Source organism: Psychrobacter sp. YP14, from assembly GCF_003209315.1.
GTDB classification, from domain to species: Bacteria; Pseudomonadota; Gammaproteobacteria; order Pseudomonadales; family Moraxellaceae; genus Psychrobacter; species Psychrobacter raelei.
In genome coordinates this window covers 715,061-732,935 of record NZ_CP029789.1, presented here as the reverse complement: position 1 = coordinate 732,935, position 17,875 = coordinate 715,061, and the positions used below count along the sequence as shown (strand labels likewise).

Here is a 17,875-nt window from a genome sequence, read left to right as displayed (position 1 = left end):
TGATCCTATCCCTATTATTTCTATGGCTTAAAAGTCTTTATCTTGCAAGACTTTGGTTTTTTTGACATCCCTTTTGATTACATACTATCAACTATAGAATGTTGTACATAGCCCTATCTTGCTGTAAATCAGTTTCATTTAGTACGCAGCCTTCTGGCTCTGTTAACCACCAGATAGCTTACGCCCAATACAGACAACAGCTTTTTATTGGAAAGGGTCTGCTTGATATTGGCCACATTAATATGAGACAACCGTTGTTGTAATATCGTCCGATCTTTTATGGCCTGTACCATCAGTAGAGACAACTGCTTGGCTTTGGCAGCTTTATTGAGATACTTATGCTTGCTACTTGGGCGCTGACCCAACTTATGCTGTGCTTGTAGCTTGGGATATTTTTTTGGTCTAGGCGCTCTCGCAGCTGGTGCTATCACCTTGCCTGTTGCATCATATTTTTTTGAGGCACTACTCAGACCAGAAGCAGGCAGCATACTGGCTTGAGTAGAGGTATTGTGCGTATTACCCCGAGCTTTTGGCTGAGTCAGCGCTTGGCAGGTTAATTGAATATCCGCCGCCTTATTGCTGGCATCCAAGCTCTTAGCATATCGAGCTTCAGCTTGTTGCCACAATTTAGGGTATAAGGCATATAAGGTGCTGTGCTGCTGCGGCTCGCCATAATACTGCACCAACAGCTTGGCATCGGTCTTATTAATCAGCTTTAATTGTTCATACCCAAGCTTTTGATACTCTATTTCCAAAGCCGTAATCATACCCCCAGGCATATAATCAAATATTTTGAAGCCTGGCTCATCAAGTGCTGTGGAATGCTTAGGATAGAAGGACTCCCAAGCTGCTAAGTGATATAAAGAGTGCAGCTCAGACTCAAAGTCAACCTGTTGCTTTTTTTTATCTCTAATAAGCGCTCTTAAGGCCAGCACCGACTCTTTAAAGCCCAGCGGCCACGGCAAAAAAGCTTGTGCCACTTCATACCGCTTAGCAGCATCCTCTTTATGCACCTTTATATAGTTCGACCAAGACAAAAACCCAGTATCTGGTCGGTTGCTTTGTCTCAACTTAACATCCTGTTGAGTCTGTTCATCTTGCCATCGCATAATCAAATAAGCCTGTAGAGTAAAAATTAAAAAAAGCCTTGCTATAGCAGGCTTTAAAGCTGTATTGGCATATAGCCATACATTTTTTGTAATGTCAAACGCATAGCCAGTATGTTGTAGAGCCGCTTTATGTGCTCAGAATTCAGGCTTTTATCACCGGTCGCCGTAAAACCACCCACTTCAGGGGTGGATATAAGGCGACACACACTGTCGTTATCAGTATTTAAAGTATTGCAAGTTAAAATTAACCTCGCCATACTAACCCTATGAAAACACTCAAGCTACGCATCAAAGACAAACACGTAAACCAGCTAAACAAACTAGCTGGGAGTGTTAACTAGGCGTGGAACTATATTAATGCGTTAAGCTTTGAGCATTTAAGACGCACAGGTAAGTACTTTTGGGCCTATGATTTAAGCCAATACACCAAAGGCAGTGGAGAGTATTTAGGCTTGCACTCGCAAACTCTGCAAGCCATCAACGAAACTCATGCCAAATCTCGTAAGCAGTTTAAAAAAGCCAAACTCAATTGGCGTACTAATAGACCTAATGCCAAACGTAAATCACTTGGCTGGATACCTTTTAAGAAATCTGCCATCAAGTATCTAAATACAAGACAAACGGGGAAGAAAACACTTAAATCAACCATACAGCTATCGCTCTGTAAAGGTCAAAAGGTAATCATAGACGTATTCGATAGCTATAATCCAAGCCTATATCAAATCAACACGCTTGAGATAGTGCAAGACAGCCGTCATCGTTGGTATGCCTGTATTACCGTCAAAGATTTTCCTAGACAAGCAAGTGGCAAAGGCAGCGTTGGTATTGACTTAGGCTTAAAAGAGTCTGCTACCACCTCAAACGGTGACAAGCTGACAACTAAACAAACGCAAAAGTGGGCTAAAAAGCTTGCAATAGCTCAACGAGCGAAAAACAAACAGCGTATCAAAGCAATACACGCCAAAATCAAAAACTCAAGATTAGATGCAATTCATAAATTTACCACCCAGTTAGTGCAGAGCAACGCCTTAATTGTGGTTGGTGATGTTAAATCACGCTCATTTACCAATAAAAAGACCAAGCTCGCTAAATTGACATACGATGCAGGATGGTTTGAACTCAAAAGACAACTGGAATATAAATGCAAGCATGCAGGTTGTCAGTTTGAGATAGTGAATGAGAGTTACACTACCCAAACCTGTTCGCACTGTGGCGATATGTCCAGTAGTCCAAAAGGTAGAGCAGGTCTTGGAATAAGAGGATGGAGGTGTGCTGAGTGTGGCACATGGCATGATAGAGATATCAATGCTGCTAAGAACATTCTTGCGGTCGGGCTTGGCCGTCTAGCTGTAGGAATCCCCTCACTTTAGCGAGGGGAGGAAGTCAAAACAGCCTCCTGTATCTTACAGACCGCTGAGCTCGATTCTCAGCTCCTCCACACTAGGCAATTGATGAAAGTTGATAACGACAACATCTCCCAAACGGCGACGACCTAAAGCAGCATTAGCATCTAAGGTGAGCAGAGCCACTTTTTTGGCATTGCGCTCTAACACCAAGTGCTGCTGACGTAGCAACGTGGTAAAGTCAGGAAAATTTTGCATAACTTGCTTTTTAAGCTTTGCCAATTGTGGATTGAGCTTATTGTTAAAGCTTCCAGATTTACTGTTAAACTTCGGCTTACCGGTGCCTTTTGCACCTTTGGATTTTTGCAAAGCAGCGCTGGTAGTCTGTGCAGACTTTGGCTTTTTTAAATAAGCAATGGCAAACAAAATTAAGCCAATCATGACGACAGCTGCCAGTAACATGGTGCCACTTATTGTCTGATTCATAACTCATCCCCCTAGTAATAAGCTATTATGATACACAAATCCTTTGATATATAGGTGTTTTATGACTGAAGATTTTAATCAAGCCACTCATTTGATATCTAAGGCTAACCGCATTTTTTTGCTGACTGGAGCGGGTATCTCTGCCGAAAGTGGTATTCCAACCTTCCGTGATAAACAAACCGGACTTTGGGAGAATTACCGAGCTGAAGACTTAGCAAATATTAATGCCTTTAAAAAAGACCCTCAGACAGTATGGTCGTGGTATCAGTGGCGACGCGGCTTGGTACAAGACAAACAGCCCAATCCAGCCCATTATGCCCTAGCTAATCTACAGCAGTGGGCCACCGATAACCATAAAGATTGCAGCCTTATTACCCAAAATGTCGATGACTTACATGAACAAGCAGGCAGTCAGGCCATACACTTACACGGCCACTTATGGAAAAACAAATGCAGTCAATGTGACGCAAGCTTTAGTGATGCCATCGACTATAACGACCTACAATTATTAAGCTGCCCAATGTGCGGTGGTCACATTCGCCCTGATATTGTTTGGTTTGGTGAGATGCTGCCACAAGGGGCTTGGCAGTATGCCGAAGAGGCTGCAGTGCACTGTGATGTGTTTATAAGTATTGGTACCTCAAGCTTGGTATATCCCGCTGCTGGCTTAGCACAGCTGGCCAAGCAGACGGGCGCTAAGGTGATTGAGATTAACTTAAATCCGACCCAAAGCCCATTAGTTGATGTGGTGTTGGCTGGTCAAGCCGGTGAAATTCTGCCAAGAATTTTGGCAGCTTTACAAGATAAATGAGTAAAGCACAATAATTCAAAGCAACAAACCCAAAAGGCTAAGCACATCAGTTTTGCCTTTTGGGTTTGTTGGACACAATGTAGCATGTCAAACAGCATTGAGTACGATGACTGTGTTAAAAATACCAAGACTATTTTAAAAATACCACAGTATCAGACAGCTCATTACCAGCTGGATCATATTCAAGATAATAGTGCTGACGCAATAAAATTCCTATTTCATCAAGCAGATCGGTCAGGCTTTGCTCCATGTTACCTTTGGCCATACCTGCACTGGCCTTATCACACATAGCACGCCACACCGTCGGGCTAACATGGGTGCTAATTCCTCTATCGGCGACAATCTCAAGAGTGTGTTCGCACAAATTGACGTAAGCCAGTACCCCCGTATTCTCCTCAGTATCCCAAACCCGGTACTCACTGAACAAGTCAATAGCTCGCTCTCGACTGCCAACTCGGTATGCTAGGTGGATGGGCAGGTGGTTTTCTATCACCAAAAACACCTCACCACGGTGGCCTTTTTCAGCTTCAGTGACTTTATTCGTCAGACGTGTCATGACGGTATCGCTCAGCCAACGATTATGCAAGATAGGCACAAACATCACCTGGCGCCACCATCTAGCAAAGCTTGGCTCACTGACCACAGTATGCCCTTCAGCCACATTTGGATGAGCAGGAGTTGAGTCGGGCTTTGCGTTTTGTTGCATCTTACAGTTACCTCAAAGCTTATAGGCAGATATGCCAATCTAAGTCGAAATTATTGTCAGTTATATTCTATGTCGCAGTTGGCTTCTATATCTCATTTATCGTCTATATATCATAGACAGCAAAATAGGATGATAATGGCAGCTACTTTATTTTAGACTACCAAGAGCCGCCCGCGCCACCGCCGCCGAATCCGCCGCCGCCACCGCCGAATCCGCCGCCACCAAAACCACCACCGCCGAAGCCACCGCCGCCGCCACCAAAGCCGCCGCCTGGGAAGAATACCACGCCACCGCCGCGGCCACCACGTCCCCCTCTACCGCCGCCTTTTCCACCACCTGAGCTGCGGGTAATCAAGAATAACCATAAGAAGACAGCCATAAATAAGGTGACAATCAGGCCCGCACCACTGGTCAGTGCCAACATAATAAAACCACCTGTGGCAACAAATGAGCCTAGAATACGGCCCAGTACCGAGGTAATAAACAACCCAAAAATCATCGCAATAATAAAGGTGCCAAATAAGGAGGGTGAATCACTGGCCGATTGATTCTGAGCTCGTTCTTTGGCCAGTTTATCCGATTGTGCCAAAACATCCGGATCAGCGACCAGACGCTCTTCAATGCGATTGATACCCTTAACCAGCCCGCCTGCATAATCACCTTGCTTAAACGATGGCGTAATATCCTCTCGGATAATCCCCTTCAAGATAGCATCCGGCAGTACACCTTCAAGGCCGTAGCCTGACAAAATGTACATGTCTCGGTCATTGACAGATACCAATATCAATAAGCCATCATCTGTATCTTTATCACCCAACTTCCATTTATCCGCAACCTGTAAGCTGTAGTCAAAAATATTCATACCATTGGTAGAGGGCACGGTTACTAAGGCAGCTTGTGCCAAACCTTGATCATACAGATGACGCAGTCTTTGGGTTAACAACTGCTTTTCTTGCGGGGTAAAGATATTGGCCTGATCGACCACAGGCGCGTTTAAAATCAGCTTATCGCTATCGACACTCTGCGCAGTAGATTGACGGGGTTCGGCTGTGGCCACATTGGCATTACTGCCGGCTTGTGCGTTATCTTCGGCACGGGCTTCACCCATATTAGGCAGGTTGTCAGTAATGGCCTCATTGCCGAACACTGCATCATTAATGGCTTCATTTTGCTGACCGGCTTTGGCAATGGCCACCATATCCTCAACACTTTGGTCACCAAATTGCTGAGAAGATTGAGACGATGCAGTGCTCGTTGCTTCCGTATTGGCAGCCAAACCTATGGGCGTCACTAATAGGGTCGCAACAACTAAAGACAGTATGGACCAGCTACGTTTCAACTTTTGCATGCGCATCATCACCACTTAATTTTATTCACTTTATTTACTAACTCGCCAGCCAACTGCTTCGTGCTTTTACAGCATAACAGCAGTGGCTGACTCATCAGGCTACAGCCTATGGGCCGCTTAACCCATAGACCGCTTATCTTATATCGCTAAAGGCCTAAGCTATGACCAACGATTTAAGTTACTTTTTACCTATATTACTTTTTACCTATATTACTTTTTACCTATATTACTAGTCACTTATACTACTCGTAGCTTATATTACTCACCAAAATCAACATCTGGTGCGGTTGAAATCTGTTTTTCGTTTTCAACGGTAAAGTTAGGCTTGGTGTCCATACCAAACACCTTGGCAGTGATATTGGTTGGGAACTGACGAACTGTGGTGTTATAGCTTTGAACTTCTTGAATATAGCGGTTACGCGCCACAGTAATACGGTTCTCAGTGCCTTCTAACTGTGCTTGTAAGTCTTGGAATAATTTATCTGACTTAAGCTCAGGATAACGCTCAGAGACTGCCATCAAGCGTGATAAGGCTCCTGTCATTTCTGCCTGAGCGGCTTGATAATTCTCCATAGCTTGCGGGTCATTTAACGCCTCAGGCGTCAGCTGAATACTTCCGGCTCTTGAACGGGCTGCAGCGACCTGAGTGAATACCTCTTGCTCTTGGTCAGCATATTGCTTAACCACTTTGACTAAGTTCGGTACTAAGTCGTCACGGCGCTGATATTGGTTAACCACCTCAGACCAAGCGGCGGTCACTTGCTCATCTTGGGCTTGTAAGTTGTTATAACCACATCCTGATAAGCTCATGGCTGACATACCCAGTACAGTTGATAGCATCAGCGGCTTTAAAATTGATTTACGTGACATAATGGCTCCAGAATTTTTCAAATTAGAATTTAACTATACAATTTTTACTTATCTAAAAAATATTTTTCGCTCTAAAGTAGGCTTTTGATCTTTACGATGATTAACCACCTGCCCTACGTCCTTTAAATTAATTAAATTTAATAGTTAAGGTACTGCAATTGTACTGTTGTATTAGGCTAAAGCACAATTAATACAATTTTTTGTTACTTAATTACAACCGCAATACTTAACTATTTAGACAGATTTCGGGGATAACTATACAAAAAAAGACTGTTTTATGAATAAAGAAAATCTTTTTAGTATGAAAAATAATCTGGCAATTTAAACTTTTTTGTGGCAAATTGCAGTTACTAAGACGTACATTTGAGTAACATTAGTCTAAGTTTACTTACACTCAACTCCGCGTACTGTCTGCTTACGTGTTTGTGTTTATATAATTGTATTGGTTAGTTTTTATTATGGCTCTATTAATTAAATAAGCGCTGTACACACCTTTGGGATATTACAATTAATTGAGAGACAGGCATGTTCCTCATTTGTTTAACACTAGGAAACACACTATGGAAGGCATCGTAAGTGCTTTAAATAATATTATTTGGAGTCCTGCCCTTATCTATCTATGTTTAGGTGCAGGTTTATTTTATTCAATCATGACGCGGTTTGTTCAGATACGTCTTTTTAAAGAGATGCTTCGCTTATTATTCAAAAGCAAACCTGACAATGATGGTATTTCTTCTTTTCAGGCCCTCGCTGTGGCACTAGCAGGTCGTGTTGGTATGGGTAACATCGCCGGTGTTGCTGCTGCCATTGGTTTTGGTGGTCCAGGTGCCGTATTTTGGATGTGGATTGTTGCTTTCTTAGGCGCCTCTACTGCCTATGTCGAATCAACGCTAGGTCAAATTTATAAAGAGCGTGATGTGGTTACTGGCGAATATCGTGGTGGCCCCGCTTATTACTTCGAGCGCGCTCTAGGTCAAAAATGGTACGGGATTGTATTTGCTATCTCATCAATTATCGCTTGTGGTATTTTCTTACCAGGTGTACAGGCCAACGGTGTTGTTAACGCGGTGGCTCAGGTAACAGGTGAAGGTAGCTTGATGACGCTAATGGGTATGGAAGTGGGGTCAACCCGTCTTATTGCTCTGGCCATCATCTTATTAGTATTAGGCTTTATTATCTTTGGTGGTATTAAGCGTATTGCTAACTTTGCTGAATATGCCGTTCCTTTTATGGCTGTCGGTTATGTTGTTTTAGCCTTATTAATCATGTTCACAAACTTTAGCAAAGTACCTGAAGTTTTCGGCATGATCTTTAGCGATGCGTTCTCAGCTCAAGCAGGCTTCGGTGCTGCTATTGGTTGGGGTGTAAAACGTGGTATTTACTCTAACGAAGCCGGTCAAGGTACAGGCCCTCACGCCGCCGCTGCCGCCGCCGTGGATCACCCTTCACAGCAAGGTCTGGTTCAAGCGTTCTCAGTCTATGTAGATACTTTATTGGTGTGTTCTGCCACAGCCTTTATGATTCTATCAACTGGTATGTACAATATCCAAGGTGCATTACCTGATGGTCAGTTCATTGTACAAAACATAGCAGCTGAAGTTGAAATCAACTCACCTTCCTTTACACAGATGGCTATGGAATCGGTATATGGTACGGTAGGTGATTCATTTATCGCATTGGCTGTATTCTTCTTTGCCTTTACCACTATCCTTGCTTACTACTATATTGCTGAAGTTAACATCTCTTATTTAACGCGCTATATGGGTAAAAACGCCAGTAAAACCGGCCTATTTATCGTGAAACTGATGATTATGGTTATGGTGGCTTATGGTGCCTTAAATAGCTCAGGTTATATCTGGGGTCTAGGCGATGTGGGTGTTGGCTTAATGGCTTGGTTGAACATTGTGGGTATTATCATTATCTTCTTTGTTGCAAAACCTACGCTTACCATGCTTAGAGACTATGAAGCTCAGTTGAAAGCAGGTGGCGGTACTTCCGACAAACGCTTTGTATTTGATCCTAAGAAATTTGGTATCAAAAATGCGGTTTACTGGGAAGAGCGTTACAAGCAAACTGTAGAATCTAATCGTAAAAATGATCTTAAATAAGTTCATGCGTTAACCGCCCAGTACCAAAAAACCCGATACGAGTATCGGGTTTTTTTATGGTACAGGTTGTTCACTAACCTTCAGGAAACAGCACTTTATCAATCACATGTACGGTGCCATTACGGGTCGCAATATCAGCAATTTTAATGGCTGCGGTCCGCCCTATGCCATCTTTAATCATCTTTTGATCCGTGATTATAAGCTGATGATTGTTAAATGTGGTCAAGCGACTTGCATGCATCTGAGCTAAAGTAAGGGGCTTGGGGGTCTTGACCACATGATAAGCCAGCAGTATGCGCAGTAGAGGTTTATTTTGCATCAGCTTTTGCTTGGTCATCGTGGTCTGATTAAACCAAGCCTCAAAAGCTGTATTGTCCGGCGCAAAAATCGTGTAGTTTTTGCCTGCAAATCTAAGTGCCCCACTCAATCCTGCGGCCTCAATGGCTTCGACCAAAATAGAAAGGTTGGGATTTCGTCTGGCCATTTCTAACGCATTTTCTGAAGCATCATAACTAAAAGGCTGCACGTTATTAGGACGATTGGGCTGACTGAACAGAGCAGTTGTTGGTACAGAGTATAGCGGTGTGGCAGGCTTTGTAGTCGGCTCTAAGCTTGAGTAGACATCTCCTTTGACCACAGAGGCCGGAGCACTTATCGATATCGATATCAGTGTCAGTCCAATAGCCGACAGCCTCCCTAAGGCTATCGTAGGCATTGTTGCCATAAGGGTAAACCTCCTTGTTTATCTGGTTTATGGGCATATATCCTAAGCCCGATCAGCTTTGATATCTTCATTTCTATCCTAAAGCAGTGCTGTATAAAATACCAGTAAGGCTATTTATTATTTATACACTGTGCAGTTAGCTGCGGCTTAAAGCTTGTGATAACAGCTACTTGCCATATCTGGGCTGCGTTTATACCAGCTAGGAATTAGATATTGTTAAGCAGTATGCTACACTAGCTTATCTTAAAAATTTTAGCTGCGGGCCACCCCCAAAGGCTTACCTCTTATTTTCCCCTATTAACCTACTGTATAAGATAGTGCTATGGCCAACTGCTCCCATCCCGAACACAATACCAAAAAAGATCTTCCCGAAACTGCTATAAAAAAAGGGCATAATCCAGATAATTTTAATTTAGTGCCGCCGGCTAAGTTTCCTTTTAAAGAGCAGCAACTTACCGCCCGCCAGCGCATCGTAGAACAGCTAAATCAGCGTATCTTAATGCTAGACGGCGCCATGGGTACCCAGATTCAGACCTTTAAGCTTGGCGAGTCTGATTACCGCGGTGAGCGCTTCGCTGATTTTACTCAAGATGTACAAGGTAATAATGACCTATTGGTCTTGACCCAGCCTGAACTCATTAAAAGCATCCATCGTGATCACCTAACAGCAGGCGCCGATATTATTGAGACCAACAGCTTTAACGGCACTCAGATATCTATGGCAGATTATGCGATGGAGCACTTGGTTCCTGAGATTAACAAAGAGGCAGCCCGTCTTGCCCGTGAAGTGGCCGATGAATTTACGGCGCAAAATCCTGACAAACCACGCTTTGTGGCAGGGGTTATTGGCCCCACCTCACGCACTTGTTCGTTATCTCCAGATGTCAATGACCCCGCTTATCGTAACGTCACCTTTGACGAGTTGGTAGACAATTATACCGAAGCCTTATTTGCACTAATTGAGGGTGGTATCGATCTGGTATTAATCGAGACCATCTTTGATACGCTAAACGCTAAAGCGGCGATTTTTGCGGTGACCGGCGTGTTTGAGACAATTGGTTTTGAGTTGCCCATAATGATATCAGGCACCATTACCGATGCCTCTGGTCGTACCTTGTCGGGTCAGACTGCCGAAGCCTTTTATAACTCAATCCGCCATGCCAAGCCGTTATCGGTAGGCTTTAACTGTGCACTCGGTGCTGATGCGCTAAAACCGCATATCCAAACCTTATCAGATATTGCAGATACTTATATCTCAGCACATCCAAACGCTGGCCTGCCCAATGAGTTTGGTGAATATGATGAGACACCAGAGCAAACCGCGGCGCTACTTGATGGCTTTGGTAAATCAGGTATTCTAAACATTGTCGGTGGCTGCTGTGGTACTCGTCCTGAGCACATTAAAGCCATCCATGATGTGATGCAAAAATATCCACCACGCCAGATCCCCACCATTGCACCTGCCTGTCGTTTATCCGGTCTTGAGCCGTTTACCATTACTAAAGATAGCTTATTCGTCAACGTCGGTGAGCGTACCAACGTGACCGGCTCCAAAAAGTTCTTACGCCTGATCAAAACCGGTGAATTCACCGAAGCGTTAGATGTGGCACGTAACCAGGTGGATGGTGGTGCCCAAATTGTCGACATCAACATGGATGAGGGGATGCTCGATTCCAAAGGTGCGATGATTCACTTCTTAAACTTGGTGGCCGGCGAGCCGGACATTAGCCGTGTACCATTGATGATTGACTCCTCAAAATGGGACATCATTGAAGAGGGATTAAAGCGCACTCAAGGTAAATCGGTAGTGAACTCCATCTCGCTCAAAGAGGGTTATGATGAGTTTGTGAAGCATGCCAAATTATGTATGCGTTATGGTGCGGCAGTGATTGTTATGGCCTTCGATGAAGACGGTCAGGCTGACAGCTATGAGCGTAAAATTGAAATCTGCCAGCGCAGTTATGACATCTTAGTTAATGAGGTGGGTTTCCCCTCTGAAGACATCATTTTTGACCCCAATATCTTTGCGGTAGCGACAGGTATTACCGAGCACAACAACTATGGCGCAGACTTCATTAATGCCACCCGCTGGATTACTGATAACTTACCCAACGCCATGGTGTCAGGTGGTGTGTCAAACGTGTCATTTAGCTTCCGCGGCAACCCCATCCGTGAAGCGATTAACGCCGTATTCTTATACCATGCAATTCAAGCAGGCTTAACCATGGGTATCGTCAACCCTGCCATGCTCGAGGTGTACGATGAGATTCCAAAAGAGGCTTGTGACGCCATTGAAGATGTGATGCTTAACCGTAATCAGGGCGAGTCTGGTCAAGAGGCCACCGAACGCTTAATGACGATAGCAGAAGCTTATGTGGCCGGTGGTAAAAAGAACGATGGTACCATTGACTTGTCTTGGCGTGAGCAATCGGTCGAAAAGCGTATCGAGCATGCCTTAGTCAAAGGCATCACCACTTATATCGACGAGGATACCGAAGAGGCACGCCTAAAATACCCAAAACCACTACACGTCATTGAAGGCCCACTCATGGATGGCATGAACGTGGTCGGCGATCTATTTGGCGCCGGTAAGATGTTCTTACCACAAGTGGTGAAATCTGCCCGAGTGATGAAACGTGCGGTTGCGGTATTAAACCCTTATATTGAAGCCGAAAAAGTCGAAGGTGAGGTCAAAGGTAAAGTGGTTATGGCCACAGTAAAAGGCGACGTGCACGATATCGGTAAAAACATCGTTGGCGTGGTACTCGGCTGTAACGGTTATGACGTAGTCGACCTTGGGGTGATGGTGCCATGCGACAAAATATTGGACACCGCCATTGCCGAAAAGGCGGACATCATTGGCCTGTCGGGTCTAATTACCCCAAGCCTTGATGAGATGGTCTATGTCGCCAAACAAATGCAAGAGCGTGGCATGACCCTGCCACTAATGATCGGTGGCGCGACGACATCCAAAGCGCATACTGCGGTAAAAATTGAACCCAATTATCAAAACGATGCGGTCATCTACGTTTCCGATGCGTCGCGTTCTGTGGGCGTAGTCACCAAGCTATTGTCTCAAGAGCACCGAGTAGAGCTGCTTCGTGAGACGCGCGAAGAGTACCAAAAAGTACGCGAGCGCTTGGCCAATCGTAAACCAAAAGCGGCCAAACTCAGCTACCAAGAGTCTATAGAACAAGGCTTTAAATTTGATTGGGACAACTACACCCCGCCTGTACCCAACGAGCAAGGTCAAATCATCTTTGATAACTACCCTATCGAAAATTTACTGCCGTATATTGACTGGACGCCCTTCTTTGTCTCTTGGGGATTGGTCGGCAAATATCCAAAAATCTTCGATGATAAGGTGGTCGGTGCGGAAGCCAAAGACCTATTTGCCAATGCCAAAGCACTGATGCAAACATTCATCGATGAGCAATTGGTTACGCCAAAAGGGGTATTCAAAATCATGCCTGCCCGCCGTACCGATCATGATACCGTGACCGTGTATGACAAAGAGCCAAGCGCTGGTGGTCAGCCCACTCATGTGTTTGAGCATCTGCGTCAACAGTCGGACAAAGCCAGTGGCAAGCCAAACTATAGCTTGGCGGACTTTATCTCTCCCTCTGAGGACTATGATGATTATCTTGGCGGCTTTACGGTCTCTATCGTCGGCGCCCAAGAGCTGTCTGACAGCTACAAAGAGGCCGGTGATGACTACAACGCCATTATGGTACAAGCCTTATGTGACCGCCTAGCTGAAGCCTTTGCCGAGCATTTACACGAACTGATTCGTACCAAATACTGGGGTTACCAGCCTACTGAACAGTTGACTAATGAAGAGCTGATTAAAGAAAAATATGTCGGCATCCGCCCAGCACCAGGCTACCCTGCCTGCCCTGAGCACACCGAAAAAGGCAAGCTGTTTGATTGGTTAGACACCACCAATGCGATTGGTACCACTCTGACCGAAAGCTTTGCGATGTGGCCGGCGTCCTCAGTCAGCGGCTTCTATTACTCGCATCCTGAGAGCACGTACTTTAATGTGGGTAAAATTGATCGTGATCAGCTAGAGGACTATGCCAAACGTAAGGATTGGGATATGAAGACTGCTGAGAAGTGGTTAAATCCTAACTTAACGTAAAGTTGATTAGATAAATATTAAAAAAGCGGGCTTCGCAAATGGAGCCCGCTTTTTGGTTTACTAGCTTAAAAAATTATTATTTAAGCACCCAGTTTTAATACAACAATAATGCTTACACATTTAAAAACAACACCTGATATAAATCATCAATAGAATCGTATTTATCAAACTGCCCTTTATTCACAGTACGAATAATGGTTTTCGTTCATTCCGTAATACTATATGCAATTTAACGTTGGGTCTCGTACCTCGACACCAACCTACTCTTTTTAAAGCCGCAAACCCCGCCTTAGGTGAGTTTTAGCCCTAACAATAGCGGATAGCAGGACGAACCACCGAAAATCTTTTCACACCTATCGACTCAAACCAACCACCAACTTATTTCTCACTTCCACAAAGAATACTTTCATAACTCTTGGCTTTAAAGCATGGTAATTTAAATGTCACCCTTGTTTATGAGTCAGGAGTCATATCGTGCAAGCAATCGCCAAAGCCTCGCAGTGGATAGGCAAAACCTTTGCAATTTGGGCGCTACTCAGCGCCGTGCAATTATGATTGAAGTAGGTATGCAAAATTCAGGGCTTGGTGCAGCGCTTGCAGCCACGTATTTTAACCCTGCAGCGAGCCTGCCAAGTGCGATATTTAGTGTGTGGCACAATTTCAGTGGTGCACTGGTAGCGAACTTCTTTGTACGTAAAGATAAAGCATAGTCGATACAGCAGCAATATCTTTAACTCTTCATATTCTCTAAAAAAAAGACACTAAGCCAAGCGCAGTGTCTTTTTTATGCCTGGAAATCGAGAGTTAGTTCAGTTCATTTTTTATATTATTTAAGCCAATCTAATCTATTTATTACTAGTATTTTTAGCGTTATCCCTAATGGTGGTGTATTTAAAATCAGTATTTTAAGACTAACCCTTATATTATTGTTTAAAGTAACTATACATTACAGTGTAATTATGAGTATAATTTGTATAGTTTCATTGTAAGAGGTATTAAAGATTTATTTCAAGATTCATTGGAGAATATTATTCGTACTAGAGATGCGGCATTAAATAAAGGAGATATCGCTGAGCTTCTTTGTGACGACAGTAAGGTAGCTCGTAATCAAATAATCTTTATTTGCTTAAGTTATGCCCTTGCCGCATTTGATTTTATTATCTATCTTAAATTAGCACCAACCATTGGTACCGTATTTTTTCCTGCCACAGATAACGCACTCTTAATTCAATTAAAGCTGATTGGACTTGTCAGTGTTGGCTTTTTATCACGCCCGCTTGGTGCCTTATTGATAGGTCGATATGGTGATAAACGAGGCCGAAAGCCAGCTTTAATGCTCAGTGTGTCTTTTTTATCAATAACAACTTTTCTGGTCGCTTTTTTACCCACTTATGCACAAATCGGGGTTGTAGCACCGATTTTATTTCTGGTTATTCGCATACTACAAGGTATAGCTTTTGGAGCCCATGCCCCACTTAGCTGGGTGTTTATCGCTGAGCATGCTCCAAAAAATCGCCTGGTAACTTACTGTAGCCTAGCCGTAGCAGGGGGTATCTTTGGCTCTATGTTGGCGGTTACTTGTGCAAAAGTACTGACAGGAACACTAGATTCTGGGGCGATGCTCAGCTATGGTTGGCGTATACCGGCCCTGATAGGCGGCCTATTTGGTGGTTTGTCTTTTCTAATATGGCCTCATGTAAAAGAGACCCCTATTTTTACCAATGCTAACAATAATCAGAGCGCCAATCCATCTACCTTAGAGACCCAGCCTTTCGTTACGCGCTCATCAGCTTTGATGCTATCCATTGTTTTATCCTTTGTTCGCGCCAGTTTAATCATGGTCATCATGCTGTTACTGCCCAAACTTATAGAGCTTAAGTTCTACAACGATCCCTCTTTCTTAATTAATGCAAGCTTAGTGGCCTTGGTGATGCAAATATTGGGCTGTGTCATTTATGGCATCTTGGCGGATAAAATGGGGACGGGTAAAGTTTTCATGTTGGCATCGATGGCCTTAATTGTGCAGATTTGGGTGCTTTATGCCTATCTTGACAATGGGCATGAAATTTATGTATTACCCATGTATGGTTTGTTAGGGTTTTGCACAGGGATGATTGGGCTATGTATTGCGATTTTTGTACAAGTATTCCCCACCAATATGCGTCTAACTGCGGTATCGGTAGTTTATAACGTGATATCTGCTATCTTAGGCGCTGTACTGCCCTTATTCTTATTTTACGCAACCAAACACATTAGTTTTGCGCCTGCCTTATACCTTACTTTTATTGGTATGCTCTCCTTTATTGTTGGTCTTCATCTACATCAGCGCGAAACGTTTGGTGAATTGCATACTAATCCTAGCAGTATGCACAAAAAATATCATTTGTAATGATAAAGTGTGGTTTATATTAAAGGTATAAGCTAGATTGCAAACGCCATAACTCTTGAAAGACGCCTGCTCTATTTTTTAAACTCGCAGGTGTGTCATCTTGAACTAGCCTACCCTTATCTATTACCAATACTCTATCAACCCCATTAATAGAACCCAACCTATGGGTAATCATAAAGCTAAGCCGACCTTCTGCAAGTAACTTAAAATCTTCATATAAACTCACTTCTGCCTTTGGATCTATCGCGGATGTTGGCTCATCCAAAATTATCAACGAACTATTTGAGTTCAGACATCTTAGTATCGCAAGCTTTTGCCATTGTCCACCGGATAGCTCAATACCTCCGTAAGACTTACCAATAAGGGTGTCTAAATCAAAGCCCTTAGATAATCCTAACACCTCTCTGACTTGCTCAGGTTCATGCGCTAAATGATCATCGAAAGTGATATTTTCATTAACCGTCATATTAAATTTAAAAAAGTCCTGAAATACAGCACCTATGCAGCCTCTTAATGCCGCTATTTTATATGAGCGGATATTCTGACCATTTATTAATATCTGACCGTCACTAACATCCCAAAATCGGCACAGTAAGTGTACCAATGTCGATTTACCAGCGCCATTATGACCAACAATAGCAATCGACTCTCCTTTATTAGCAGTAAAGCTAATTCCTTGAATGACTTGTTTATCTGTATCTGGATATTGGAAGCTTACGTTAACAAACTCAATATTATTAATCTCATTGAGATCCAAATGACCATCTTCTATATCCTGATTATAGTCGAGAAAAGCAAAATACTTTTTGAAATAATCTAATATTTCATACAGCAAAGACCCATGTTGTATCAGTCCTTCAATACGATTGTTTAGTATAAAAATAGACTGTAATAGTACAACTGCAGACGAGATAGTAATGGCAGATGCTCGGCTTTGATCATACAGCGAGAATAAAATAAAGCTAACGATGATGATGGTGATAAATTGAAAAGGAATAGGCTGGGTAAATACCTGAAATCGCGCTGTTTTTAACTCGCTATAAACGCTATTAAATGCCGCATTATATTTATCAATCATCAAACGGTGTGCATTAAATAAATGAATGTCTTTTTGGGCCTCTCTAGAAAAAGATAAGGATGAGAAATAATCCATAAAACGGCTCTGCTTGCCTGTTTTCATTAACGCTTGCCAGCTAAAAGATGCAACTTTAAAATTACTATAGGCAAGAGGTATAAAGGATATCAAGATAGCAACAGGAATCCACCATTTAATAGAGAACAGCATGACACATAGCGCCAATACGGTGATCAGCTCCCGAATAACAGTAACTAAATTAACTGAAAAATTCGTTGGCCTAAATCTAGACTGGCTTTTTAAAACTGCGGTTGTATCCTGAATTTTAGGATTGTCATAGGCATGTAGCCCATGAAAAGATGCATTTTTTGCCATGAGTCGAGTCATGACTCTATTAGTAACCAACTGATTTATATGAGACTGCAGGTAGTTAACCAATGGGGAAAGTAAAGTAGGCATTAGCATAGTGACACCCCAAACTGCTATTACTTTCACAACAGATTCATTCGCATTTGGATTTTCAAATATCGCAACCAACTGGCCTGTAATATAAACGTTGATAGCCGGCATTAACCCGATTGCCAAAATACATACTGCCATGACAATATTGTATTTTGGCGTAGCAAAAAAAACCTCAGCGATAGATCTAAAAAATAGGCAAATTTTTTGTTTCATATCTTCTTCACTTTTAAGATGTACTGATAAGCCGTCTGCAATTTAAACTTATTTATCTGAATATAATGACTGCCCACTATGTCGTCAATA

The 17,875-nt window shown here is 43.0% G+C and carries 11 protein-coding genes and 2 pseudogenes; 6 read left to right on the top strand and 7 right to left on the bottom strand.

The window, feature by feature from the left end:
- Positions 1-134 precede the first annotated feature (134 nt).
- Positions 135-1,109, bottom strand: coding sequence for a hypothetical protein (locus tag DLE54_RS03140; protein WP_110816211.1), 975 nt, complete (start codon positions 1,107-1,109; stop codon positions 135-137).
- A gap of 266 nt (positions 1,110-1,375) precedes the next feature.
- On the opposite strand from DLE54_RS03140, the pseudogene DLE54_RS03135 reads away from it, so the two are divergent.
- Positions 1,376-2,479 (top strand): annotated as a pseudogene (locus tag DLE54_RS03135) (RNA-guided endonuclease InsQ/TnpB family protein).
- Between the two features lie 33 nt (positions 2,480-2,512).
- Here the strand turns inward: DLE54_RS03135 and DLE54_RS03125 are convergent.
- On the bottom strand, positions 2,513-2,938 hold the full coding sequence (locus DLE54_RS03125) for a hypothetical protein (RefSeq protein WP_110816210.1): 426 nt from the start codon (positions 2,936-2,938) through the stop codon (positions 2,513-2,515).
- Positions 2,939-2,999: 61 nt separating this feature from the next.
- Here DLE54_RS03125 and DLE54_RS03120 point away from each other — a divergent pair, with 61 nt between their 5' ends.
- Entirely contained in the window at positions 3,000-3,749 is a 750-nt protein-coding gene (locus DLE54_RS03120; RefSeq protein WP_110816209.1) for an NAD-dependent deacylase, read from the top strand.
- A gap of 130 nt (positions 3,750-3,879) precedes the next feature.
- On the opposite strand, the gene DLE54_RS03115 is transcribed toward DLE54_RS03120, so the two are convergent.
- From DLE54_RS03115 to DLE54_RS03105, 3 genes are all read right to left on the bottom strand, one after another.
- Entirely contained in the window at positions 3,880-4,455 is a 576-nt protein-coding gene (locus DLE54_RS03115; RefSeq protein WP_110816208.1) for a TPM domain-containing protein, read from the bottom strand.
- A 157-nt stretch (positions 4,456-4,612) separates the two neighbouring features.
- On the bottom strand, positions 4,613-5,803 hold the full coding sequence (locus DLE54_RS03110) for a TPM domain-containing protein (protein ID WP_110817288.1): 1,191 nt from the start codon (positions 5,801-5,803) through the stop codon (positions 4,613-4,615).
- Between the two features lie 258 nt (positions 5,804-6,061).
- Positions 6,062-6,673: a LemA family protein gene (locus DLE54_RS03105; RefSeq protein ID WP_110816207.1), complete on the bottom strand. Its 612-nt coding sequence runs from the start codon at positions 6,671-6,673 to the stop codon at positions 6,062-6,064.
- Positions 6,674-7,233: 560 nt separating this feature from the next.
- Here DLE54_RS03105 and DLE54_RS03100 point away from each other — a divergent pair.
- Positions 7,234-8,781: an alanine/glycine:cation symporter family protein gene (locus DLE54_RS03100; RefSeq protein ID WP_110816206.1), complete on the top strand. Its 1,548-nt coding sequence runs from the start codon at positions 7,234-7,236 to the stop codon at positions 8,779-8,781.
- Between the two features lie 73 nt (positions 8,782-8,854).
- On the opposite strand, the gene DLE54_RS03095 is transcribed toward DLE54_RS03100, so the two are convergent.
- Positions 8,855-9,505 (bottom strand): fasciclin domain-containing protein, encoded by a 651-nt coding sequence (locus tag DLE54_RS03095; protein ID WP_110816205.1) that lies wholly within the window; start codon positions 9,503-9,505, stop codon positions 8,855-8,857.
- A 322-nt stretch (positions 9,506-9,827) separates the two neighbouring features.
- On the opposite strand from DLE54_RS03095, the gene metH reads away from it, so the two are divergent.
- From metH to DLE54_RS03080, 3 genes and pseudogenes are all read left to right on the top strand, one after another.
- Positions 9,828-13,646, top strand: a complete 3,819-nt coding sequence (gene metH, locus DLE54_RS03090) for a methionine synthase (protein WP_110816203.1) — start codon at positions 9,828-9,830, stop codon at positions 13,644-13,646.
- A 542-nt stretch (positions 13,647-14,188) separates the two neighbouring features.
- A pseudogene (locus DLE54_RS03085) lies at positions 14,189-14,356 on the top strand (bile acid:sodium symporter family protein); the annotation flags it as partial.
- Positions 14,357-14,616: 260 nt separating this feature from the next.
- Entirely contained in the window at positions 14,617-16,035 is a 1,419-nt protein-coding gene (locus DLE54_RS03080) for an MFS transporter (protein ID WP_227535468.1), read from the top strand.
- 19 nt (positions 16,036-16,054) lie between these two features.
- Here DLE54_RS03080 and DLE54_RS03075 read toward each other — a convergent pair whose 3' ends face one another.
- Positions 16,055-17,785: an ABC transporter ATP-binding protein gene (locus DLE54_RS03075; RefSeq protein WP_110816201.1), complete on the bottom strand. Its 1,731-nt coding sequence runs from the start codon at positions 17,783-17,785 to the stop codon at positions 16,055-16,057.
- Positions 17,786-17,875 lie beyond the last annotated feature (90 nt).